This is a genomic window from Seonamhaeicola sp. ML3 (assembly GCF_023273855.1).
Classification (GTDB): Bacteria; Bacteroidota; Bacteroidia; order Flavobacteriales; family Flavobacteriaceae; genus Seonamhaeicola.
This window is the reverse complement of the sequence record NZ_CP096884.1, coordinates 2,045,626-2,071,183: the sequence shown is the minus strand read 5'-3', so window position 1 is coordinate 2,071,183 and position 25,558 is coordinate 2,045,626. Positions and strand designations below refer to the sequence as shown.

Genomic DNA, 25,558 nt, shown 5'->3' with positions numbered 1-25,558 from the left:
TATATTTAGTCGGGATGACAGGATTTGAACCTGCGACCACACGGCCCCCAGCCGTGTACGCTAACCGGACTGCGCCACATCCCGATTTGAATAAATTATTAATAAGCCCAAATAGTGCTTAGTGGTTTTTTACTAAACTCAAATGTAACTGTGGTGCAGTTTATCCTGAGCGAAGTCGAAGGGCCACATCCCGATTTGAAAATAGTTTCCAAAGAAAACACATTTTCATAATAATTAAAAGCCAAAGCTACTAAAAACTTTGGCTTTTCTCTTACTCGTTTCTCTAATTATAGGTAGATGTAGACACTTCAAAAGAAGCATCTTTAGCAGCTAAATAACGTTCTGCATCTAGAGCAGCCATACATCCTGTTCCAGCAGCAGTTACAGCTTGTCTGTAAACATGATCAGCAGCATCACCAGACACAAAAACCCCCTCAATATTAGTCTTAGAAGAGCCAGGCACGTTGATTATGTAACCTGTTTCATCTAAATCTAAATAATCTTTAAAGATATCTGTGTTAGGTTTGTGACCAATAGCTACAAAAAACCCGGTGGCAGTAATGTCATGCTTTTCACCTGTTTTATTATTGAACACACGAACACCAGTAACCACTTGTCCATCCCCTAAAACCTCATCGGTTTCTGTATTATGTAAAATTTCAATATTCTCGGTGTTTCTTACTCTGGCCTCCATAATTTTGGAAGCTCTAAACTCATCTCGCCTCACAATCATGGTTACTTTTTTACAAAGTTTAGACAGATAATGTGCTTCCTCACAAGCAGAATCTCCAGCACCAACAATTACTACTTCTTGATTTCTGTAAAAGAAACCATCACATACTGCACATGCCGAAACTCCTCCTCCTAATTTTAAGTATTTCTGTTCGGACTCTAAACCTAAGTATTTTGCCGAAGCTCCTGTAGATATGATTACAGTATCGGCGTGGATTTCCTTAACATCATTTACCCAAACCTTATGCACATCACCTGAAAAATCTACCTTGGTTACCCAACCATCTCTCACATCAGTCTCAAAACGTTGCGCTTGTGCCTGTAATTGCATCATCATTTCTGGCCCAGTTACGCCTTCTGGATATCCTGGAAAATTTTCTACTTCATTTGTAGTTGTTAACTGTCCGCCTGGCTGAGTACCTTGATACAAAACCGGTTTCATATTAGCTCTTGCAGCATAAATAGCAGCGGTATAACCCGCAGGCCCAGAACCTATGATGAGACATTTAACTCTTTCTATTATTTCAGACATAATTCTAATATTAATTTAGTGAAACAAAAGTAGAGTTTTTAACAGAAAACTTACATAGAAGTTATTAACACTTACTATGATTGGATATTTAAAATCTATCTAAACTCACAAATGCATTTTTTTTTGTAAATTTAAGAGTAACTCACTAAACTTTTAAGACATGAAAAACTATGCACACCTCCTGTTAACAGCGTTTTTAATTTTGGCAAGCTGTAATTCAAAAGACAAAACATCCAATACTTTACCTGAGACAAATGAAAATGAAAATGAATACACATTAGAAGGTGTATGGGAAATTGAAAGCTACATCAACTATAGAGAGGGTAAAGCAGATACCATATGGCCATCTGATGAGCGTAAACAAAGAAAAATGTTTTCCAAACACAAAGTTATGTGGAGTAAATTAAGAACTTTTGATTCTTTAGATTGGTTTGGTGTAGGTGATTACACACTTAAAGATGGCATATTCACTGAGGTATTGGACTATGGCTCAAAACCCGTTAATAAAATAATAGAAACCAGTAACAAATGGTCTTTTAATGCCGTTGTAACAGAAGATAGCTTTACCCAAATCATGGTAGATAGTTTGGGGAATTATATTTATGCTGAAAACTATACAAAAGTAGATTAGATGATTATTCTCTATTAAGTTTTATTTAAAGTTTGCAATTTTAAGCACTTTGAAATTAATTATTGCAACTAGAAATTTCACACAGTAACCCATACAAAGTATCATACAAATACACTGATAATAATAAATTTGAGTATATTGTAAACACTACACTAGTGTAGTGTGCTATTAAATTAATTGTTATGAGGCATTCAATATTTACTATTTACGCGCTAGTAAGTTTTTTTTCGATTGCTCAAGAATTACCACCTATTCAATCCTATTCTCCAGAAATTTATGGAGCCGATAATCAAAATTGGTGCATCGACCAAACTTCAGATAAACACATTTATGTAGCCAATAATGTTGGACTCTTAGAATTCAATGGTGAAAAGTGGACACTTTATAACTCACCTAGTGGAAAAATGAGGTCCTTAAAAGTTATAGACGACCTAATTTATTCTGGCGCTTATCAAGAATTTGGCTTTTGGAAAAAAACCGATAATGGAAAACTCACCTATTATTCTTTGTCAAAAGAACTTGATATTAATTTTTTAGAGGATGAAGAATTCTGGAACATAATTAATATTGACAATTATATACTTTTCCAGTCATTAAAACGCATTTACATCTACAATAGTGAAAATAAAACACATACTAAGCTAGATTCCGAAAATAGAATTTATAAAATGTTCAAAATAGACAAGACAGTCTATTTCCAAAAGGTTAAACAAGGCCTTTACAAAATCGAACAAGGAAAACAACAGTTGGTAAGTGACCATGATATTATCAAAAACAACTATCTGGTTAATATTTTTAAAGAGGGGAAAAATACACTTTTACTAACTGAGGAAAACGGGATTTATCAATTAACTCCAGACCAAAATTTAACAAAATGGGATATTCCTGCAAACAAAGACTTAAGTATGTTAAGCTCTTACAGAGGAGAAAAAACATCTAAAGGCTATTTAATAGGAACTCGGTCTAACGGTATTTATCACATAAATAAACAAGGAGCGGTTGATTATTCTATCAACTCCTCAAAAGGGTTATTGAGCAACTCAATACATGATATTTTTGAGGACGCCGAAAATAACATATGGCTAGCTCTCGAAAATGGAATAAATTGCATAAATCTCGAATCACCATTCCAGTTTTTCCATGATCAAGCCGGAAAAATAGGAACAACATATGCATCAGCAATCCAAGGCAATTATTTGTACCTAGGAACAAACCAGGGGCTATTTTACAAAAAAACGGATTCTAATGAATTCAAATTCGTAGAAGGAACTGAAGGTCCCGTGTGGTCTCTTCGTAATTTAAAAGGATCTCTTTTTTGTGGACATAATTTAGGAACCTTTATTATTGAAAATGGCAAAATAAAAAAGAGGATTGATGTAGATGGCACATGGAACATTGTAGAATTACCAAACAAACAGAATCTTTTGCTGCAAGGCAATTACAACGGCCTAAGTATTATTGAACGCATTGGAGACACATGGGAATTAAAAAATAAAATTAAAGGTTTTAATATTTCCAGTAAGTTCTTGGAAGTATATAATGGATACATATTTGTAAATCACGAGTATAAGGGAGTATTTAAATTAAAAACGGATAAGGACTTTAAAGAAATCATAGAGATTAACCAGGACTTATCCGTTAAAAAAGGTATTTATTCGAGTTTGGTTAAATACAACAACAAGATTTTATACACTAATAAAGACGGTGTATACCAATTCTACAAAAAACAAAATAGCTTTGTAAAAGACTCGTTATTCAGTCAAATCTTTAAGAAACAAGAGTTCACTTCCGGAAAATTAATTGCAGACCAAGAAAACAATATTTTATGGGGCTTTTCTAAAAACAAACTTAACTACATTACCTCTAGTGGCTTATCGGCAAAACCAAAGCTAAATTCAATTTCCTTTTCTGAAAAGCTTCCCCGTGGCCTAACAGGATCTGAGAACATATCGCACTTATTTAACAAAAGTTTTTTAATAGGTACTTCTGATGGTTATACCATATTAGATTTAGATAAAGTAAAAGAAACAGCGCACACCATCTCCATTGATGAAGTAAAAATCACAGACCAAGAAAATAAAGTTAGCTTAGAACATAATAAAAATGAGATTGGTAATTTTAAAAACAAACTGAACAATCTAGAGTTTCACTACAGTGTTCCTGAGTTTAATAAATATCAAGAGACCTACTATCAATATAAATTAGAGGGTTTTTACAAAAACTGGAGTTCTTGGTCCTTAAACCCAAAAGCCTCTTTTAAAAACCTACCATACGGATCTTACCAATTCAAAGTAAGAGCAAAAAACGGTAGTACCCTTACTGAAAATATTGGTGTATTTAAATTCTCAATTGCGCGACCTTGGTACTTGAGTAATTTATCCATAGCGTTATACGTTTTGGCTTTATTACTCATCTCAATAATAATCCACAACATCTATAAGAGGTATTACCGGAAACAACGCGAACGTATAATTCTAAGATCTGAGAGAGAAATAGAGCTTAAGGAACTTGAGAATAAACAACAGCTAATGCGCTTTAGAAACGAGAAGTTGAGACAAGATATAGAGGGTAAGAACAGAGAACTGGGCATATCAACTATGAGCTTAATTAAGAAAAATGACTTCTTAAATAGCATCAAACTAGAACTACTCAACATAGAAAACAACGATAAAGTCAAAAGAATTGTAAAGATAATTGACCAGAATCTTAACAACAGAGATGATTGGAAAGTATTTGAAGAAGCGTTTAATAATGCTGACAAAGACTTTCTGAAAAAAGTAAAACAAATACACCCAGAACTAACTCCAAACGATCTTAGATTATGTGCTTATTTAAGATTAAATCTATCTTCTAAGGAAATTGCTCCGTTATTGAATATTTCACCAAGAAGCGTAGAAGTTAAACGCTACAGGCTAAGAAAAAAAATGAATTTACCCCACGAAGAAAGCCTAACAAACTATATTTTGGAAATATAAGCCTGCACAACTAGACAAAACACCTATACATTACCACAACATTACGAAAAAATCCTACAAAAATACTTAACTAAAGAAACTTCCAAAGTATTAGTGTTTTCAGGGTATAATTACGATTTAATCAAAAATTACCGTGTTTTTTTAAGATGTATACTTTTTGTAGTGGGTAAAAATATAGATTTCACAATATGTAATCTTAATTTTATCTGAACTAAAACTATACTGAATATGAAAAACAAATTTCTAGTAGTGACCTTTTTCTTTATGACATCAATTTTATTTGCTCAGTCAGATAAAGTTGAAATCATTCACAATGAAGAAGGTTCTAAATTAGTTGTGAATGGCAAAGACTTCATGATCAACGGTATGAACTGGGATTACGTTCCCATAGGTACAGACGTTACTAACGCCAATTTCTACAAACAATCTGACGATGTAATAAAGGCAGGATTAGATACAGAAATGGGACTTCTCAAGAATATGAACGTCAATGTAATCAGGCAATATGTGGGAGTTCCTCCTAAGTGGGTTAGATATATCTATGAAAAGTATGGTATTTACACCTTATTAAATCATTCTTTTGGAAGATATGGCCTAACCCTAGATGGTGTTTGGACACCAGTTACAATCTACTCAGACCAAAAAACACAAGAACATTTAGTCTCCGCAATGATAGACCTAGTTAAACAATACAAGGATGTTCCGGGTATACTAATGTACATGATGGGTAACGAAAATAACTATGGTTTATTCTGGCAAGGTGCTGAAACTGAAGATTTCCCTGAAGGCGAAGAACAAAAAAGAGCAGTAGGTGAAAAAAGAGGAAGACCAATGTATCGCCTAATGAACGAAGTCGCAAAAAAAATGAAAGCAATGGACCCCAATCACCCAGTTGCTATATGTAACGGTGATGTGCTATTCATTGATATAATTGCGGAAGAATGCAAAGATATTGATGTCTATGGGGCAAACACCTATAGAGGTGAGTCTTTTGGCGATTTCTTTCAAGTGGTAAAAGACAAATTAGGAATCCCAGTTATGTTTACTGAGTTTGGCGCAGATGCTTACAACGCTCTAGCAGATAAAGAAGACCAATATTGGCAGGCTCACTACAACTTACTAAATTGGAAAGAGATTTACGAAAATGCTGCTGGACTAGGAAAAGTAGGAAATTCTATTGGAGGATTTACATTTCAGTTCAGTGATGGTTGGTGGAAACTAGGCTTTGACGATAGAGAAAATGCCGATTCTCATGAGACTGGTGCATCTTGGAGCAATGGTGGATATTACCACGATACTAAAAATGGTTCCAATAACATGAATGAAGAATGGTTCGGTATATGTGCCAAAGGACCAACTGATAGCCGAGGACTATATGACCTTTACCCTAGAGCATCTTACTACACCCTAAAAGATGCGCATGCTATCAATCCCTACGGAGAAGGGGTTAATTTAGAGTTTATTCAAAATTACTTTAAAAACATAAATATTACTGATGCTGTTTTAAGAGCAAGAGGAGACAAAGCAGCCCTTGATGCCATGGATGGGGCAAAAATAAAACTGAGTAGATTAAGAGCTGAATTCACAACTTTTAATACAGGTGGTTCTCTACTAACAACTCCTGAAACAGCAAATCCTGACGAAGAAACCTTTCCTAACCAACTAGGTTTCGACCATATGCAATCTTACTACGTTGGTGTTGAAGGAAAACCAACTTCCAAAATGCGAGCAGAAGTTAACTTTAATATACTAGGGAATGTTGCACAAAACCCTATCAATGAGATTTTCTACGAGAATGTAGGAAGACCAATAACTGTACAAAATTCCGAAGGAGAAGAAGTTGTTATTACAGATAACAATAGAGTTCGAGTATATAATGCTGAATTCGAATGGGACACGAAAATCGCAGACATAAAAGGTTTTTATAGAACTGGGCATTACCACTGGGGATACGAAGGCGATTTTTTCGGACTCTATCCTGAGGCAAACTATGGTCCTAATCTAGATATATACAATGGTGAAATTTTAGGTATGGAAGTTAACGGCAAAGGTTCTCTTAAAGGTCTTAAAGCCGCTTTTGGACCTCAATTGTGGTGGGGAGCAAACCCAACATTTTTGATGAAGTACAGAACAAATCTTCACCATTGGGATATTACCGGTATATACCACAGAGATTTAGATACAAGTCTAGAATTTGACGCTAACGGACGGCGATTTTTAGATGCTAACCAAGTACGAAGTGGTGTTATTCCTCCATGGCCAACCGAAAGAGCTACAATAGTACTAGAGCGTGAATTTGGAAAATTTGGTATCTCATTAGGTGGTATCTGGGGAGGAAACCCTCTTAACGGTAGTTCTTTTCAAGATGTAACCGGCGGCCCAGGAAATTATGTAGTTTATGAAGACAAAATAAACTCTGATGACAATTGGGGTGGTAAAGCTAAATTTACATACGAAGGTGGTGCTTTTAATTTCTATGCTCAAGCTGCATACATGGGGTTAGTAGCTAATGGTGGCGCCGATGCCACCAGAACATTCACTGGTTGGAAATTAAAGGATACAGGTAGCGGTAACCAAACCAACATCTTATCAGGATTCACATTTACAACTGGCGATTGGCAGATAGCTCCTAACTTTTTGTGGCAAAAGCCTTTAGTTGCGCCCATTCCCAATGACGTAAGTGATCCTGGAAGATTAAGAAACTTTATCGATGATCCTTTTGCTGTAAGAGGCAACAGAGAAACCACCGCAGGAGAATTATTATTAACCTACGACCCTACTCCAGGTTCCTGGTTCTATCAATGGGATAATGACAGAGCCGAAGATGCCAAGTTCGCATTTAACCTAGGTTTTGTTTACAGACATCTACCAACGGCACAAGATGCACATATTGGGTTCCTAGCAAATCGTACATTTTTTGCTTTCCCTAATTCAGCACCAGCTAGAGACTTATGGGAAATAAGCTCAAGAGTGGTTTCAAAAGTAAGTCCAAACCTGGGAATCATTGGTAATTTCTATGGAGGTAACGCTCAAGCTAATGGAGACAGTGATAGAACTATCGAACGTTTTGGAGCAGATATCAAAATGATTTACAACAAATGGAAGTTTGAATATCAAGTTAAAATCAACGATTGGGGACCTTTCGATTACCACAGAGATTTCAACTTAACTTTCCCTGTACAAAATATGGTTGACATTTCGACATCAATCGGTAAACCAGATTGGTTTATTCTTCCAGATACTAAAATAGGTATTAGAGGCATATGGAGATCTTTAGATCAATTCTCGCCAAGATATTCGCCAACAGCAGTACCACCAAATACATTTCCTGCAGAACCAACACTAAGTCCAGTTGGTTTTGATAATGGAAACGAATGGGAAATCAGAACATATGTACACATCAATATTGGCAAATAAAATAAGACTACGATGAAAAATATAAAACTTACATATACAAAATTGACATTCTTTTTAGGATGCATGTTTACGCTTCTCATTAGTTGCGAAAGAGAACTTTCAGATGAAGCCGTATTTGCTACTTTCCCAAATACAGCAGAAATCTACATAGATGACCCCGTTGGACTTACAGATCAATTTTTCAGATCTTTTGATCCTAAGTCAGGTGCTAATACAGAGGGTTTTGGTGTAGACACCAATGTGGCTTACGAAGGAAGATCATCTATTAGAATTGATGTACCTGCCTCTAACGACCCAGACGGAAACTTTATAGGTGGGATTTTTGAAGACCGTGGAGCAGGAAGAAACCTTACTGGATATGACGCACTTACATTTTGGGCATTAGGAACTACATCTGGAACTGTAGAAGTTGGATTTGGAACTGATTTTGACCGTCCAGAAAGTGACCCCTCTTATGCAGTTACAACGGTTGTTCAAATGACATCTGGATGGAAGAAATATATAATTCCAATACCAGATGCTTCAAAATTAATTCAAGAAACTGGGATGTTCTTGTTTTCCGCAGGGGGGTTTGATCCTTTTGCAGATGGGCCTAACGGCAATGAGATAGCTTGGACGTTCTGGATTGATGAGCTCAAGTTTGAAAAATTAGGAACCATAGCACAACAACAACCTAGTATCTTATTTGGACAGGATATTGTGCAGCAGTCATTTAACGGTAGCAACGTTGACTTAGGCGTTGGATTAGCTCAAACATCAAATGTTAATGGGAGCAATGTAACCGTATTTACAACTCCATCGTATTTTTCATTTACCTCATCAAACCCTAGTGTTGCCTCGGTAGATGAAAAAGGCATTATTACCATTCTTAATCAAGGAACGGCAAAGGTAACAGCAAGTTTGGCCGGTGTTGAAGCTAATGGTTCTTTTGAGGTGACATCTAGTGGTGATTTACCAGCTTCCCCAACACCAAACCGACCAGCTGCTGCTGTTAAATCCGTATTTAGTGATGCCTACACATCAGAAACGGCTATTAATTTCAATCCTGGTTTTGGAGGTTCGACGACTCAGACTTCAATTGCTGATTTAAATGGTAATAATGTGTTAATCTACTCTAATAACAATTTCACGGGAATTATTTTTAACAATACAGTAAATGCTTCGACATTAAGCCACATGCACGTTGATATTTACTCACAATCTGCAGATACCAGTGTAGAATTCCAAATAAGAGACGTGGGCGGTAATGGTGAAATAGAAACTAATGTCTTTACAGGTGCACCTGATGGAGACGATAAAGACTTTAGATTTACTGCAGACGGACTAACACCGGGTTCTTGGTCGTCTATTGATATTCCTTTAAGTGGAGATCTTACCTCCCAAAAGAACAACCTAGGAGCTATAATATTAGCCGGAGGACCTGACTTCATATTAGATAACATTTACTTCTATTCAGAGTAGCTAGACAACATAAAACTTAATAAAACGTAACAATGAATATAAAACACATATACAAAGCAATAACAAAACAGGTGCTTTTCACCACTTTCGTGATGGCTTTCCTTTTTATGCTATCCAGCTGTGAAACAGACGACACACAGACCGTCGCCAGTTTTACAAATTTGGTGATGGCAGATGAATTTAATACTGATGGTGCTCCTAATTCTGAAATATGGGGTTATGATATTGGTACAGGCACCAATGGCTGGGGAAATAATGAACTACAATATTACACCGACCGTACCGAAAATGTAACAGTACAAAATGGTGTACTCATTATTACAGCCAAACAAGAACAGTTTGAAGGAGCTGCTTATACCTCAGCAAGACTACTGACTAAAGGTAAGTTTGAACAAACTTATGGACGTTACGAGGCTCGTATTAGATTACCCTATGGCAAAGGTATTTGGCCAGCATTTTGGCTCTTGGGAGATGATGCCAATGGTACACAAATTTGGCCTCAAATAGGAGAAATAGATATCATGGAGTATTTAGGAGACGAACCCTCTAAAATATTCGGAACCGTTCACGGGCCGGGATATTCAGCAGGGGAATCCATAAGCAAATCTTATGAATTGGAAAATGACAGGTTTGATACCGGATTTCACGTATTCGGTATAGAATGGGGACCAGATTATATCAATTTTTATGTAGACGATGTACTTTATAACCAAATAACGCCAGAGGATGTTTCTGAAGAAACCGATGACCAAGGGGAATGGGTATTCAATAATGGTCCATTCTACATCATACTTAACGTAGCTGTTGGTGGAGAATTACCTGGTTCACCCAATGCTGAAACCGTATTCCCACAAACCATGTTGGTAGATTATGTGCGTGTATACAATAGAAGTAACTAACTCAAAATAAAAAAAGACAATGAAACAATTAATGAAAACATTTAAATATATATCAATATTGATATTGACCTTATCCTTTTTAGGATGTGAAGACGATGAGACTGTTCTACCTAGAGTTTTAGCAGGTTTTACCTACACTATAGACATAGATACGGGAACAGTTACATTTATAAATATATCAGAAAATGCCAATACCTATAAATGGGCATTTGGAGATGGTAGTAACTCCACACTAATAGACCCCGTTAAAGTTTATGAAAACGGCACATATACCGTAAGTCTAGTTGCAAATAATATAGCTGGGGCCTCAGATACTTTTGAAGACGAAATCACTATTTTAATACCAGAGGTGGCCACACTACCAATTTCTTTTGATGGTGAAAACACTAAATATGAGGCTTCTACATTCAATGGAGCAGCTTTTGCCGTAGTAGATAACCCAGATCCATCTGGAGCAAATACTAGCGCATCAAAAGTTGGGGAAATCACGAATAGTGGTGCTGCTTTTGAAGGGTTCTTTTTTGATTTAGGAGCACCTATCAATTTAACAGAAAAGAAAACGATAAAAGTACTTTTTTGGTCTAATACACCCATTGATGTATTACTAAAATTAGAAGAAGGTACTGGCGCACCTGTAGAAACTACAGCAAGTCACGGTGGTACTGGTTGGGAAGAAATATACTTCACCTTCGATTCTGCTTCAAGTTATTCTAGATTTACTATGTTCGTCGATGGCCCAGGAACTACTTCTGGTAAATTTTATATAGATGGAATATCACAAATAGATACAACAGACATTCCTTGTTTACAGACTAATTTAGAAGTACCTATAGATTTTGATTGTAACGGTATTGATTATGCCGCTAAAATTGTTGGCAATGTATCTTTTGAAGTTGTTGATAATCCAGAATTATCAGGTATTAATTCTGAGGCCAGTAAAGTGGGAAAAATAGTAAATGTAGGCGCTAATTGGGAAAACGCGTTTTTCAATTTAGACACACCGGTTGATTTCACAACAGACAAAGGCATAAAATTCAAACTTTACTCAGATCAAGCATTACCAATTAAATTGAAGTTCGAAGATGGTACTGCAGACCCTGTTGAAGCCGATGTAAACCACACAGGTTCTGGATGGGAAGAATTGACATTCACCCTAGCTTCAGATGCATCATATAATGATATGGTTTTGTTTGTTGATGGCCCAGGAACAGCAGCAGGAACGTTTTATATAGATGATATTGAACAAGTTGCCGGAGAAGTTGCAGACCCTTGCGAAGCCGAAGCTATGCAATCCTTGGGAGGAGCAGATTTCAATTTAACATTCATGACAGACCCTACATCTAGCATTATTGAAGATGGAGCCGATTTTGAATGGATTGACAACCCAGACTTTGATAACGATGTAAATAAATCGTGTAAAGTTGGAAAAATCACCAAATTAGGCAACAATCCTTGGGACAATAACCAGATAGATTTAGATGCAAAATTAGACTTTAACGCCAACACCGGATTAAAAATCAAAGTATGGTCTGCTAGAGCTAATACAGAAGTTAGAATTAAACTGGAAGAGATTGGCATGCCAAGTAATAATACAGAGAAATTCACGACGACAACAGTAACTAATGGTTGGGAAGAACTCATGTTCCCTTTTGATGCTGCAGATAGTGGTAAATTCAATAAAATAGTAATCTTCTTTGACCTTAATGCGAATAATACAGATACATATTATTTTGATGATTTAATGCTATACGGTTCTGGATCAGGAGGAAGTAGTGCTACAGAATCTGTAGTTCTAGATTTCGAAAATAACCTAACAGGAATTACTGTTGGTGAATTCGAAACCGGAGGGGCGTTAATCGCCAACCCAGTTTCTGGCGGAATCAATACTAGCGCTAATGTCTACGAAGCATCATACAACAATGGCAACCAATGGTGGGGTGGCATAGGATTTGTTTTCGGAGATGGTTTAGACCAAGCAACCACTGTTTACAAAGCAAAATTCTATTCCACTGTAGCTCCAACCAATGTTTTATTTCAAGTAGAAGTAGATGGAACAAATGCACCCGTTGGTAATGTACAAACAATTACTACTGCCAATGAGTGGGTAGAACTCACTTTCACATTAGAAAACATTCCAGCTGGAGTAAACCGAATATTGATTCGTCCAGACGTAGGAAATCAAGATGGAACTAAGCCAAACACTGGTTCTCTTTACATAGACGACATCACCAAAGTTGAAGGAGACGGAGGTTCTGGTGGTGGCACTGGAGGAAGTTCTGGTGGCGGTTGTTCGGGCGAACTTGTTGCAGCATCGGCACTCCCCGTTAACTTTGAAGGATGCGAAACTTTCTTAGCAAGCCAAAATTTCGGAACGATTTCTTCTGAATTAGTTGCAAACCCTGACAAAAGTGGAATCAATACATCAGATTATGTTCTGAAAGTTGAAAAGAATGCAGGTGCAGAATTTTTTGCGGGTATCCAAAACAACTTTGCCTCTAATTTCCCTGATTTAACAAACAGAACGTTTAAAATAAAAATTTATTCTAGTAAACCGAATACTACCTTCCGTTTTGAGGTCGCTCAGGATGACCCTAACGTAGGGAATCCACCAGGAGCTTTTGCTACGGTTTCCGAGGCGAACACATGGACAGAAGTAACATTTAGTTTTACGGCCATGCCTGCACCTTCGTCATATTTCAGATTGGTTATAAAACCTGATAATGATCAAGCCGATAGCGCCATTACTTCTAGCGGAACTTACTATTTCGACGATATAGTATTAGAATAACACATACCATAAGGCTAGCTATTAAAACTAGCTAGCCTTATTAATATTTAACGACCACAAGCTAAAAATGTCAACTGCAATCTTTAAAGACGCGCTTAAAGTTTCAAACACCATGAAAACCACCAAAGGAGAACTGATTCAATTCGAAAACGAAACATACTATAAAATATCGAATAGTGACAAAATGCGTCCCTTCTTTATGAGTATTGTTTCAGACTCTAACCATTGGATGTTCATTTCTAGCAACGGTGGCCTATCTGCGGGAAGAAAAAATTCAGAATACGCACTCTTTCCATACTATACAGATGATAAGATTACAGAGTCTGCCGATATAACTGGAAGCAAATCCATTTTCCAAGTTATACACGAAAATCAACTTAAAATTTGGGAACCTTTCAGTATAAGACAAATTGGAATTTACAATATCGAACAAAATCTGTACAAGAATATTTACGGAAACAAAATTGTTTTCGAAGAGATAAACCTAGACTTGGGGTTAACTTTTAGATATTCATGGAAGAGCTCAAATAAATTTGGTTTTGTAAAACATTCCAAATTAATAAACCACAACTTAAACCCAATTAATCTGAATGTTTTAGACGGTCTACAAAATTTACTACCATGGGGTGTTGAATCTAATCTTCAAAACACACGTAGTAACCTCGTAGACGCCTACAAAAGGACAGAACTTCTTCCTGAATCTGGACTTGGCCTTTTAACCTTAAGTGCCATAATAGTTGATAAAGCAGAACCTAGTGAAGCGTTAAAAGCTAATACTGTTTGGTCTTATGGAATCGAAAACCCGACTTACCTCCTTTCTTCAATACAGTTAAATAACTTTAGATCAGGCGAATCTGTGTCTCCCGAAGAAGATATAAAGGCAGAAAAAGGAGCTTATTTCATAAACAAATCAATTCAAATAGAAGCAAACAGCGAAACCTCTTGGGGTTTTGTTGCTAATGTCAATCAAAATGTCTCTCAAGTACATGAATTGGAAAAGAATATAATAGAGAATATGCAATTAATTCATGAACTAGAAGCTGATGTTGATTTGGGAACAGAGAATTTAGTGAAGTTAACGGCATCTTCAGATGGTTTACAAAAAACTGCTGATACCATTACAAACACTAGACATTTTTCGAATACTCTCTTTAATATCATGCGTGGAGGCATTTTTGATGACAATTACACCATAGAGAAACATGATTTTTCGAAATATCTTGAAAAAGCCAACAGTAATGTTTTCCAAAGGGAGTATGCTACAGTAAACAGCTTAAACGAAACTTTTACTGTAAAAACTATAAGAACCCTTGCAGATTCACATACAGATGCAGATTTTAAACGATTATGCTACGAGTATTTACCTTTAAAATTTAGTAGAAGACATGGCGACCCAAGTAGACCTTGGAACAGGTTTTCTATTAACACTACTAGCGAAATAGACGGTTCTAAAATTCTAGATTACGAGGGTAACTGGCGTGATATTTTTCAAAACTGGGAGGCTTTGGCGCATGCCTACCCTCAGTTTATAGAAAGCATGATTCATAAATTTTTAAATGCTACAACATTTGACGGCTACAACCCATACCGTGTTACTAAAGATGGTTTTGACTGGGAAGTTATAGAACCTGACGACCCTTGGTCCTACATAGGGTATTGGGGAGATCATCAAATCATCTATCTACTTAAATTTTTAGAGTTTATAGAAAATCATTACCCCAAAACTCTAGAAAATCTGTTTACAGAAAATGTGTTCGTTTACGCCAATGTACCCTACACGATTAAGTCTTACGAAGATATTTTGAAAAACTCAAAGGACACAATAGACTTTAATCATGACGTTGATTCAAAAATTAATGAAGAGCGTAGTACATTAGGAGCGGACGCAGCACTTTTAAAAGCTGCTAACGGCCAAATATACCATGTAAACCTAATAGAAAAATTATTAGCTACTGTATTGGCCAAAGTATCCAACTTTATTCCCGAGGGTGGTATTTGGTTAAATACTCAAAGACCAGAATGGAACGATGCAAACAATGCCCTTGTTGGAAATGGTGTTTCTATGGTCACGCTATGCTACCTCCAACGTTTCTTTAACTTTTTTGAAAAGGTTTTAGAGAAAAGTGAGGTAGAAAATATAAAAATATCCAAAGAGCTCGCTACATTCTTCAACAGTACCGTAGACACGTTAATAAAACACAGTCACTTACTTGAGGGAAGCATTAGTAATAAAGAAAGAAAAACAATTCTTGATGGTTTAGCCTCCCCTGCCAGTAATTACAGAATAAATATTTACGATAACAGTTTCTCTGGCGAAAAACAAGACATCACAACTTCCAATATTTTGGAGTTTGTTACAATAACGAAAACTTATTTAGAGCATACCATAAGGGCAAATAAAAGACATGACAACATGTACCATGCCTACAACATTATGTCTGTAAGTAATAATGAAGAAATAACCATTGAGTATTTATCTGAAATGCTCGAAGGACAGGTTGCCGCATTGAGCGCAGGATATTTATCGCCGAAAGAAGCGCTAGAGCTACTAGACGGACTCAAAGCGAGTGCTCTTTTTAGAGATGACCAATATAGTTATATATTATATCCAGATAAGGATTTACCTCGATTTACAAAGAAAAACGTAATTCCTTCTAAAGCTGTTGAGGCTTCATCGTTACTATCACAATTAGTTGAAGATGGAAACAATCTCATTATCGAAAAGGATTGCAACGGTAAGTATCATTTTAACGGAAACTTCAATAACGCCAATAGTCTAAAAGATGCTTTAGACAACCTCCCTGAAACCTATTCAAACCTAAAATCCAAAGAGGAGAATCAAATCTTGCACACCTTCGAAGAAGTCTTTAACCATAAAGAATTCACTGGACGTTCTGGAACTTTCTTCGGTTTTGAAGGACTTGGCTCAATTTACTGGCATATGGTTTCTAAATTATTATTAGCTGTTCAAGAAAATTGTATTGAGGCCATTAATCAAAAGGAAAGCGAAGAAACCATTGGAAGATTATTGGAGCATTACTATGAAATTCAAGCGGGAATTGGAGCCCACAAACCACCAGCACTTTATGGGGCATTCCCAACAGACCCTTACTCGCATACACCTGCTACTAAAGGAGCTCAACAACCAGGAATGACCGGACAAGTAAAAGAAGATATACTTAGCAGAATTGGAGAACTGGGAGTTTCTGTAAAATCAGGAATCCTATCCTTTAACCCAGGGTTGTTAAGAGATTCTGAATTTATTAAAAACCCTTCGGTTTTTGACTATAAAGATATTTATGGAGCTGATAGGCATATTAAATTGCCTAGTAACTCTCTCGCTTTTACACATTGTCAAATTCCAATAATCTATATACTAGGTGAGAAAGAAGAGGTAACAGTAAACCTAAAAAACAATCAGAAACTAATTTTTAATAATGGTGCTCTGGATTTAGGAACATCCCAGTCAGTTTTCGAAAGAAAAGGTGATATAGACCATATTGTTGTTTCAATAAAAAAATAAGCTAGATAAAATACTAACACAACTTATTGTTAATGCCACAAAGTAAAAATACATCGAAACCGAACAAGCAAATTACTGCTGCCGATATATTGGGAAACCCCAACTATTTAGCAATATCCTATGGAGGTTATCGTGAAAAAACTCGTGATATTCAACCAACCATAGCACAGCTAAAAGAAGACATGAAAATATTGTCGGCTATGGGTATAAAAATATTGAGAACATACAATGTTCAACTACAACAAGCTCCAAACCTACTAAGGGCTATTTCTGAATTAAAAAAAGAAATCCCTGGTTTTGAAATGTACGTGATGCTCGGCGCCTGGATTGATTGTAAAAATGCTTGGACGGATATGGTACCCATTCATGACATTGAGAGCGAACAAAACGAAGGCGAAATCAAAAGAGCTGTGGCACTAGCGAAACAATATCCAGACATTGTAAAAATAATAGCCGTAGGTAATGAAGCTATGGTTACATGGGCTACAAGTTATTTTGTGCGACCAAATACCATACTAAAATGGGTGAAGTATTTACAAGAATTAAAACAGAATGGAGAATTACCAAAAGAATTATGGATAACCAGTTCAGACGACTTTTCGTCTTGGGGAGGTGGTGACCCTAGCTATCATACCGAAGATTTAAATGAATTAATTAGAACGGTAGATTATATTTCTATGCATACTTACCCTATGCACAATTCTCACTACAATCCCGCTTTTTGGATGGTACCAGAGCACGAGTATGATTGGTCTGATGCCGATAAAATAGAATCTGGTATGCAACGTGCTCTAAATTTTGCCAAAGATCATTACGACAGTGTTGTAAACTACATGAAAAGTATTGGTGTAAATAAGCCTGTACATATTGGAGAAACTGGTTGGGCTACCATTTCTAATGAACATTATGGTGCAGATGGATCAAAAGCTGCAGACGAATACAAATCAGGAAGGTACTTTCAACTCATGAGGGCTTGGAGCAACAAGAATAATATCTCCTGCTTTTACTTTGAAGCGTTTGATGAACAGTGGAAAGATGCAAACAACGAACTAGGGTCCGAGAACCATTTTGGACTCATCAACCTAAAAGGCCAAGCCAAATATGCCATTTGGGATATGGTAGACCAAGGCATTTTTAAAAACTTAACAAGAGATGGCAAGACTATTACCAAAACCTATAATGGCGAATTAAAAGACTTGCTAATCGATGTTCACGTGCCACCTCGAAAAGAGGAAATAACTATAAATTATTAATCATGAAAAAGTTTGTATTCATTTTTTTAATCTGCGTTATGTGGTCCTGCAAAGAAGGAAAAAACGAAAATATTGAATCTAGTGCTACAGAGAAAACTGAACTTACGGCAAAAGATATCTTAGGTAACCCAAAATACCTTGCCATGTCTTATGGCGGCTACAGATATCCAGACCACAATATTGAACCTACCCTAGACGAACTAAAAGATGATATGCTACTATTACATGCTATGGGGATTCGTACGGTTAGAACATATAAGGTACACAAACCACAAGCAGAAAACCTACTAAAAGCCATAAGTGAATTAAAACAAAAAGACCCCAAATTTGAAATGTATGTTATGCTTGGCGCTTGGATAGATTGTAAAAATGCTTGGACAGACAAAGAACCTATCCATAATGAAGAGAGTGAAGACAACAAACCACAAATGGAAAAAGCCGTAGCATTAGCCAATCAATATCCAGATATAGTAAAGGTTATAGCCGTAGGTAATGAGGCTATGGTTAAATGGGCAGCATCTTATTATGTAGAACCATGGGTAATCCTTAAATGGGTAAACTATCTACAAGATTTAAAAAAGGAAGGCAAACTTTCTCCCAATTTATGGGTTACAAGTTCCGATAATTTTGCCTCTTGGGGCGGTGGCGGTGAAGAATATCACGTCGAGGATCTAAATAAACTCATCAAGGCTGTCGACTTTCTATCTGTACACACCTACCCTATGCACGACACCCATTATCAACCTGAATTTTGGTTAGATCAAGAAGGTTTGGAAGGGAAGACGGATATGGAAAAAATTGAAATCTCAATGCTCAGAGCAAAGGAGTATGCCATGGCACAAACTGAAAATGTGAAAAAATATATGGAAAGCCTTGGGGTTAATAAGCCCATTCATATTGGAGAAACAGGATGGGCGAGTTTTTCTTCTGGCCATTACGGCACCAATGGTTCCAAAGCCTGCGATGAATTTAAAGAAGCGCTTTATTACAAACATATGCGAGATTGGACCAATGACGCAGGTTTATCTTGTTTCTATTTTGAAGGATTTGACGAACCTTGGAAAGGTGGCGATAATCCCGGTAATTCCGAAAAGCACTTTGGTTTATTTACTGTAGATGGAAAAACAAAATATGCGCTTTGGGATGAGGTAGACAAAGGCACATTCAAAGGGTTGACTCGCAACGGAAACGAAATTACCAAAACCTATAATGGTAATAAAGATGCTTTAATGAATGATGTCGAAGTACCACCAACCAGAGAAGAATGGGAGGCCTTAAAAAAATAAATATGCATAGGTATTTATGATAAAACTAAAACACATAACCTTTTTATTGATAACCTCGATTATGATCAGTTGTAATTCAGAAAATAAAACCTTAGAGATTGAAGTTTTTGAAACATCTGCTGCTGGTAATCAATTATCTAATGTCACCGAGTTTAATCGTTATGATCAAAAAGTTTCCCTTGAACTGATCCCCGAAGAAACCTATCAAAAAATTACAGGTTTTGGTGGAGCTTTTACAGAAGCTTCTGCACATCTACTAAACAAACTAAGTAAAGACAACCGAAAACGTATTATCGAAGCCTATTTCAGTAAAAATGGGGCACACTACTCTTTGACCAGAACCCACATGAATTCCTGCGATTTTTCAATTTCAAACTATTCATACACACCGGTTGAAGAGGATAAAAATTTGGAGCACTTTACCATCGAAGAAGATAAAGATGATTTAATCCCGTTTATTAAAGAAGCCATGGAGGTATCTAGCGATGGCTTTAAAATATTCGCATCGCCATGGACCGCTGCTCCCTGGATGAAGGACAAAAAAAAATGGGTTGGCGGAAAATTGCTACCCGAATATTATGACACTTGGGCTTTATTCTTCTCAAAATATGCAGATGCTTACAAAGCCGAAGGCATAGATATTTGGGGTTTCACCGTTGAAAACGAACCGCTAGGAAACGGCAACAATTGGGAAAGCATGCATTTCACCCCAGCTGAAATGACCAATTTTGTTCAAAATCACTTAGGTCCTAAACTAGAAGGAGACGGTAAAGGACATTTAAAAATATTAGGTTACGACCAAAACAGGGAACACTTAAAAGAATGGGTAGATTCTCAATTTAAGAATGAAGAAACCTCTAAATATTTTGATGGCACAGCAATTCACTGGTATGCCAGCACGTTTCATGTCTTTCCTGAAGAACTACAATACGCTCACCACAAAGCTCCAGACAAATACCTAATACAATCTGAAGCCTGCATTGATGCACAAATACCTGTTTGGAAAGATGATGCCTGGTATTGGAAAAAAGAAGCAACAGATTGGGGATGGGATTGGGCACCAGAAGAGGACAAACATTATCATCCAAAATACGCACCAGTTAACAGATACGCACGCGATATTATTGGCTGTCTCAATAACTGGGTAGATGGTTGGGTAGACTGGAACATGGTTCTAGACACAAATGGCGGCCCAAATTGGTTTAAAAATTGGTGTATTGCACCTGTTATTGTAGACCCAAATAAAGACGAAGTATACTTTACGCCACTTTACTATACTATGTCACATTTTAGTAAATACATAAGACCCGAAGCTAAAGTTATCGGCATAAAAAACTCTGATGAAAAACTCCTTTCTACAGCTGTAACTAATCCAGATGGTTCTATTGCCTTGGTCCTATTTAACGAATACAACACCCCAAAAACCATAAACTTATCGCTAAACGACAAGAATGCAGAATTTTCAATAGATGCTCAAGCTATTCAAACTATTGTAATTCCGTAATAATACTAAACTGAACTAACTAAAATTTTAAATTAATTATGCCAAACGTAAAAACAGCCACCGCCGATAAAGTTCCTATTGGACAGAAAGCAGCCTTTGGGGCAGGCCACCTCGTTTTAAATTTACTTCCCGGGGCACTTGGAGTATTTATGTTTTTTTTACTCACCGCTTTTGGAATGGACCCCTTTCAGGCGGGACTTCTAGGAGGTTTACCTCGCTTTTTTGATGCCATAACAGATCCTGTTATGGGGTTTATTTCTGATAATACAAGTTCAAAATACGGACGTAGAAGACCTTACATTTTTGTAGGTGCCATATTAAGTGCCATATTCTTTATTATGCTATGGCAGATGGATGAGAACAACTCCTCTACATTTAATTTTTGGTACTTCTTGATTATGTCTATGGTCTTCCTAATAGGTAACACCATGTTTGCAACACCTCTGGTAGGCTTAGGTTTTGAAATGACTACAGACTATAACGAACGTACAAGATTAATGGCTTTTTCTCAAACTGTAGGTTTAATAGCATGGGTAATTGTACCTTGGTTTTGGCCACTTATCCCTAACGCAGACCTCTTTGATACTCAAGCAGATGGTGTGCGGCAAATGGCTATTTACGTAGGTATTGGTTGTTTGCTGTTAGGTGTGCTACCAGCTATCTTTTGTAGAGGTATTGATGCAGCTAACATGGGAAACAGAAAGAAATTAACCTTCAAGACTATTTTTAGTAATCTAGGAGATTTGATAGCAAGTATCAAAGAAGCCGTAAAAAACAAGCCGTTTATGAAATTGTGCGGGGCAACATTTTTAGTGTTCAACGGTTATCAAATCGTAGCTTCATTTAGCTTTTTTATCATAGTGTTTTTTCTTTTCAATGGAGACTACGGTGCTACTGGAACTTGGCCAGCCTGGTTTGGTTCAATAGGTGCATTGGTATCTGCTTTTTTTGTAATTCCAATAGTATCGGCTATGGCCAATAAATGGGGCAAGAAAAATGCTTTTATAATTTCAACAGCCATCTCAATTGTTGGCTACATATTGAAGTGGTGGACATTCGACCCCGATAATGTATTGCTAATGTTCATTCCTGTGCCTTTTATGTCTTTTGGCCTAGGAAGTTTATTCACACTAATGATGAGTATGACTGCCGATGTTTGCGACTTGGATGAACTTAGAAACGGCATGCCCAGAAAGGAAGGTACTTTTGGTGCCTTGTATTGGTGGGTCGTTAAGCTTGGACAAGGATTAGCTTTAGTAGCCAGTGGATTGGTTTTAAAATTAATTGGATTTGAGGGCGATGCAGCTACACAATCTGTAGAGACCTTAACAAAACTAAGAATCGCTGATATCGTTGTTCCTGTTGTAACAGCTGCCCTAGCGATATGGGTGATGTGGAAGTATAGCCTTTCTGAGGAAAGAGCTAAAGATATTAAGGCTCAACTAGAAGAAAGAAGAGGCGTATTATAAAAATATGACCTGTAAAATTTCATAACTAAAAAACATCAAAAATGTCAGCAAAAATATTAATACTATTAATCGGAGTCTTCTTAATACTCGTTGCTATTCTTGGCAGTAAAAAAGGAAGTTCTGGAAAAAGCTTACTTAACAGTAAACTTATTATTCCGTTTGGTGTTATTGGAATCTTGATGATGATTTACGGAAGCTATTCATCTGATTTAGTAAACTCCAACAGCCAAATGGAACAAATTTCAATTGGAAAAAAACTAAATATTACCGGAAATATAGAAAATGTAAAAGTGATATCCCCAATAGACCAAGATTCTGTGGACTGTAGAATACTAACTATGGGAGTATATCCAGAGAACCATACTAAGGATATTTGGGTTGTTATAAAGCCTACAGACGAAAAATACTATCCGCAATCGGACCATACGAACACATCTTATAAAAGAGAGGGCGAATGGCAAGTTGTGACCCGTTTTGGAGGAGATTTGGGTGAAGGTTACGATTTGATTGTATATGAAACAGATACTACTGCTTCAGAATTCTTTAGCAAAACAATAGCACAATGGAAAGAAGTAGAGGATTATCCTGGACTAAAGCTGGAAGATATGCCAGCTGGCGCCAAGGAAGTGGATAGAATTAAAATTTATACCCGAAAGAACTGCCGCGGTGTATTTTAATCAATAGAACAAACCATCAAAATTAAAAAAAAGAAAAATGTCTTACAGAGAAAAATCATATTACGAAGCCAACTACAGCCAAATAGCAACAGTTGGGATTAACCTCACTGAGTATTCATTAGATGATTTAAAAGCGCTATGGAGAAAAACCATCCATGATGGGTTTCATGGTATTTGCTTCAGTATGTATAAAGATGGACAGTCTCCTGGAGATGATATTAGTATAGAGCAAGTTGAAGAACGCGTAAAAATTTTAAAACCACATGTTTCTGCTATTCGGTCTTTCTCCTGTATTGAGGGTAACGAATACGTACCTATGATGGCAAAAAAGCACGGACTTAAAACTTTGGTCGGAGCATGGTTAGGCGATGATAAAGAAGATAATGAGCGAGAAATTGCTGGGTTGATAGATTTGGCTAAATCAGGGTATGTAGATGTAGCCGCTGTTGGAAATGAAGTTTTGTACAGAAACGATTTAACACTTGAGGAATTAGTAGAATACATCAATCGTGTCAAGGAAGCACTAGCTGGATTGGATATTCCTGTGGGCTATGTGGATGCCTACTATGAGTTTTCAAGACATCCCATTCTAGTTGAAAGCACAGATGTTGTGCTAGCCAATTTGTATCCTTATTGGGAGGGCTGCCCCATTGAATACGCACTTGGCCACATGCAGGCTATGTATGGTTCTATTGTTGATACTGCTCAAGGCAAGCCCATTATTATAACCGAAACGGGCTGGCCAAGCGAAGGTGGCGGACTTGATGGTGCCATTGCTGGAGAGGAATCTGCTATGAAATACTTCATAGACACTATTGAATGGACCAAACAAAACAATATCCCGATATTTTATTTTTCATCGTTTGATGAGTCTTGGAAAACTGGTGATGAGGGCGACGTTGGAGCCTATTGGGGACTGTGGGATAAACACGAAAATTTAAAATTCTAAAAAACCTAATATAATATTCTCTCAAAACTATGTCTAGTATTAAAACAAAAAAGAAAATTCCGTTAGGACAAAAAGTGGCATTTGGAGTTGGTATGCTAGCCAACCAAATGTTTCCCGCCATTCTGGGTATTTTTATGGTTGTTTTAGTTCAAGACTTAGGTTTCTCTGGGTGGATGTGGAGTTTAATATACTTTTTTCCAAGAATTTTCGATGCTATCACAGACCCGTTAATGGGTTATATTTCCGATAATACCAAATCTAAATATGGCCGAAGAAAACAATACGTTTTCATTGGCGCCACACTAATGGGTATTGCATACGTTTTCATGTGGCAACTTTTTAAGGAGAATACTTTAGAATACAATTTTTGGTATTTCTTTTTATGGTCGTTAGTTTTCTATTTAGGCCTAACTATTTTTAGTGTGCCTTATGTTGCTATGGGTTATGAAATGAGTGATGATTTCCATGAACGAACTAATATTATGGCTATTGCGCAATGGATTGGTCAATGGGCCTGGGTCATCGCTCCTTTATTTTGGATTATCATGTACGACCCTAATTGGTTTCCATCTGCTGAAGTAGCTGCTCGAGAATTGGCGATTTGGGTAGCCATACCTTGTACAATATGCGCACTAATACCAGCAATATTTATAAAAAGCGAATCTACTTTAAACAAAAATTACGAACCTATAAACTATACCAATATTGGCAACAGCTTAAAGAAAACATACTATTATTCTTTTGTAGAAGCCTTTAAATTAAGGGAATTCAGAAAATTGTGCGCTGCAACATTCTTAATCTTTAATGCATTCAACACCGTAGCCGCACTAACTTTTTTTGTAATAGTATACAAACTTTTTAATGGTGATGCTGGAGCAAGTGGTATCTGGGTTTCTTTATTTGGTTGTTTGGGGGCATTGGGGACTACATTTGTTGTTATACCAACAGTAACCTGGATGTCAAAAAAAATGGGTAAAAAAAATGCATTTTTACTCTCACAAGGTATATCTATTGTGGGCTATATTTTACTTTGGTTTCTTTTCGTACCAGGAAAACCTTGGCTATATATCTTTGCCTTGCCATTCTTTTCATTTGGCATTGGTAGTCTATTCACAATTATGATGTCTATGACAGCTGATGTTATTGATATAGACGAATTAAATTCTGGTTTAAGAAGAGAGGGCATCTTTGGAGCCATATACTGGTGGATGGTCAAAGTAGGTTTTGCCATTGCCGGTGCTCTAAGCGGTGTAATTATAACGCTTGTAGGCTTTAATCCCGATTTAGCTACAACAGACCAAGAAACTGCAGTCGACGGACTACATGCTTTCTTTTGTTTTTTTCCAATGGCAGGAACATTATTGGCCATGCTTATTATGCGTAATTATGACGTTACCGAGGAGAAAGCAAATCGAATTAGAGAAGAACTAGAACAGAGAAAAAATTTATTAGATAAATAAAA

At 36.7% G+C, this 25,558-nt stretch carries 15 protein-coding genes and 1 tRNA gene; 14 read left to right on the top strand and 2 right to left on the bottom strand.

What is annotated here, in order from left to right; genetic code table 11:
• Window positions 1-9: 9 nt before the first annotated feature.
• Together M0214_RS09355 and trxB are read right to left on the bottom strand one after the other, a co-directional pair.
• A tRNA-Pro gene (locus tag M0214_RS09355) sits at window positions 10-84 on the bottom strand.
• A 199-nt stretch (window positions 85-283) separates the two neighbouring features.
• Window positions 284-1,264 carry a thioredoxin-disulfide reductase gene (gene trxB, locus M0214_RS09350; protein ID WP_248722302.1) on the bottom strand — a complete coding sequence of 327 codons (981 nt, stop codon included), beginning with the start codon at window positions 1,262-1,264 and terminating at the stop codon, window positions 284-286.
• A 160-nt stretch (window positions 1,265-1,424) separates the two neighbouring features.
• Between trxB and M0214_RS09345 the strand changes: the two genes are divergently transcribed.
• The 14 genes from M0214_RS09345 (at window position 1,425) to M0214_RS09280 (ending at window position 25,556) form a co-directional block, all read left to right on the top strand.
• Entirely contained in the window at window positions 1,425-1,895 is a 471-nt protein-coding gene (locus tag M0214_RS09345; RefSeq protein WP_248722301.1) for a hypothetical protein, read from the top strand.
• A 182-nt stretch (window positions 1,896-2,077) separates the two neighbouring features.
• Complete coding sequence (locus tag M0214_RS09340; protein WP_248722300.1) at window positions 2,078-4,870, top strand: triple tyrosine motif-containing protein; 2,793 nt, start codon at window positions 2,078-2,080, stop codon at window positions 4,868-4,870.
• A gap of 228 nt (window positions 4,871-5,098) precedes the next feature.
• Entirely contained in the window at window positions 5,099-8,287 is a 3,189-nt protein-coding gene (locus tag M0214_RS09335; protein WP_248722299.1) for a glycoside hydrolase family 2 TIM barrel-domain containing protein, read from the top strand.
• Between the two features lie 12 nt (window positions 8,288-8,299).
• Complete coding sequence (locus M0214_RS09330; RefSeq protein WP_248722298.1) at window positions 8,300-9,748, top strand: Ig-like domain-containing protein; 1,449 nt, start codon at window positions 8,300-8,302, stop codon at window positions 9,746-9,748.
• Between the two features lie 32 nt (window positions 9,749-9,780).
• Window positions 9,781-10,647: a family 16 glycosylhydrolase gene (locus M0214_RS09325; RefSeq protein WP_371873476.1), complete on the top strand. Its 867-nt coding sequence runs from the start codon at window positions 9,781-9,783 to the stop codon at window positions 10,645-10,647.
• Between the two features lie 31 nt (window positions 10,648-10,678).
• On the top strand, window positions 10,679-13,435 hold the full coding sequence (locus tag M0214_RS09320; RefSeq protein WP_248722297.1) for a PKD domain-containing protein: 2,757 nt from the start codon (window positions 10,679-10,681) through the stop codon (window positions 13,433-13,435).
• Window positions 13,436-13,502: 67 nt separating this feature from the next.
• Window positions 13,503-16,958, top strand: coding sequence for a hypothetical protein (locus M0214_RS09315; protein WP_248722296.1), 3,456 nt, complete (start codon window positions 13,503-13,505; stop codon window positions 16,956-16,958).
• A 32-nt stretch (window positions 16,959-16,990) separates the two neighbouring features.
• The gene (locus M0214_RS09310) at window positions 16,991-18,211 is read left to right on the top strand and encodes a glycosyl hydrolase family 17 (protein ID WP_248722295.1); all 1,221 of its coding nucleotides are present in this window, start codon (window positions 16,991-16,993) and stop codon (window positions 18,209-18,211) included.
• 2 nt (window positions 18,212-18,213) lie between these two features.
• Window positions 18,214-19,497, top strand: a complete 1,284-nt coding sequence (locus M0214_RS09305) for a glycosyl hydrolase family 17 protein (RefSeq protein WP_248722294.1) — start codon at window positions 18,214-18,216, stop codon at window positions 19,495-19,497.
• Window positions 19,498-19,513: 16 nt separating this feature from the next.
• Window positions 19,514-21,001 (top strand): glycoside hydrolase family 30 beta sandwich domain-containing protein, encoded by a 1,488-nt coding sequence (locus M0214_RS09300; protein WP_248722293.1) that lies wholly within the window; start codon window positions 19,514-19,516, stop codon window positions 20,999-21,001.
• A 38-nt stretch (window positions 21,002-21,039) separates the two neighbouring features.
• Window positions 21,040-22,470: an MFS transporter gene (locus M0214_RS09295; protein WP_248722292.1), complete on the top strand. Its 1,431-nt coding sequence runs from the start codon at window positions 21,040-21,042 to the stop codon at window positions 22,468-22,470.
• Window positions 22,471-22,511: 41 nt separating this feature from the next.
• Window positions 22,512-23,147 carry a hypothetical protein gene (locus tag M0214_RS09290; RefSeq protein WP_248722291.1) on the top strand — a complete coding sequence of 212 codons (636 nt, stop codon included), beginning with the start codon at window positions 22,512-22,514 and terminating at the stop codon, window positions 23,145-23,147.
• Window positions 23,148-23,184: 37 nt separating this feature from the next.
• Window positions 23,185-24,096: a glycosyl hydrolase family 17 protein gene (locus tag M0214_RS09285; RefSeq protein ID WP_248722290.1), complete on the top strand. Its 912-nt coding sequence runs from the start codon at window positions 23,185-23,187 to the stop codon at window positions 24,094-24,096.
• A 29-nt stretch (window positions 24,097-24,125) separates the two neighbouring features.
• A complete protein-coding gene (locus tag M0214_RS09280) occupies window positions 24,126-25,556 on the top strand; it encodes an MFS transporter (protein ID WP_248722289.1) in 1,431 nt (476 codons plus the stop codon).
• The last annotated feature ends 2 nt before the right edge of the window (window positions 25,557-25,558 follow it).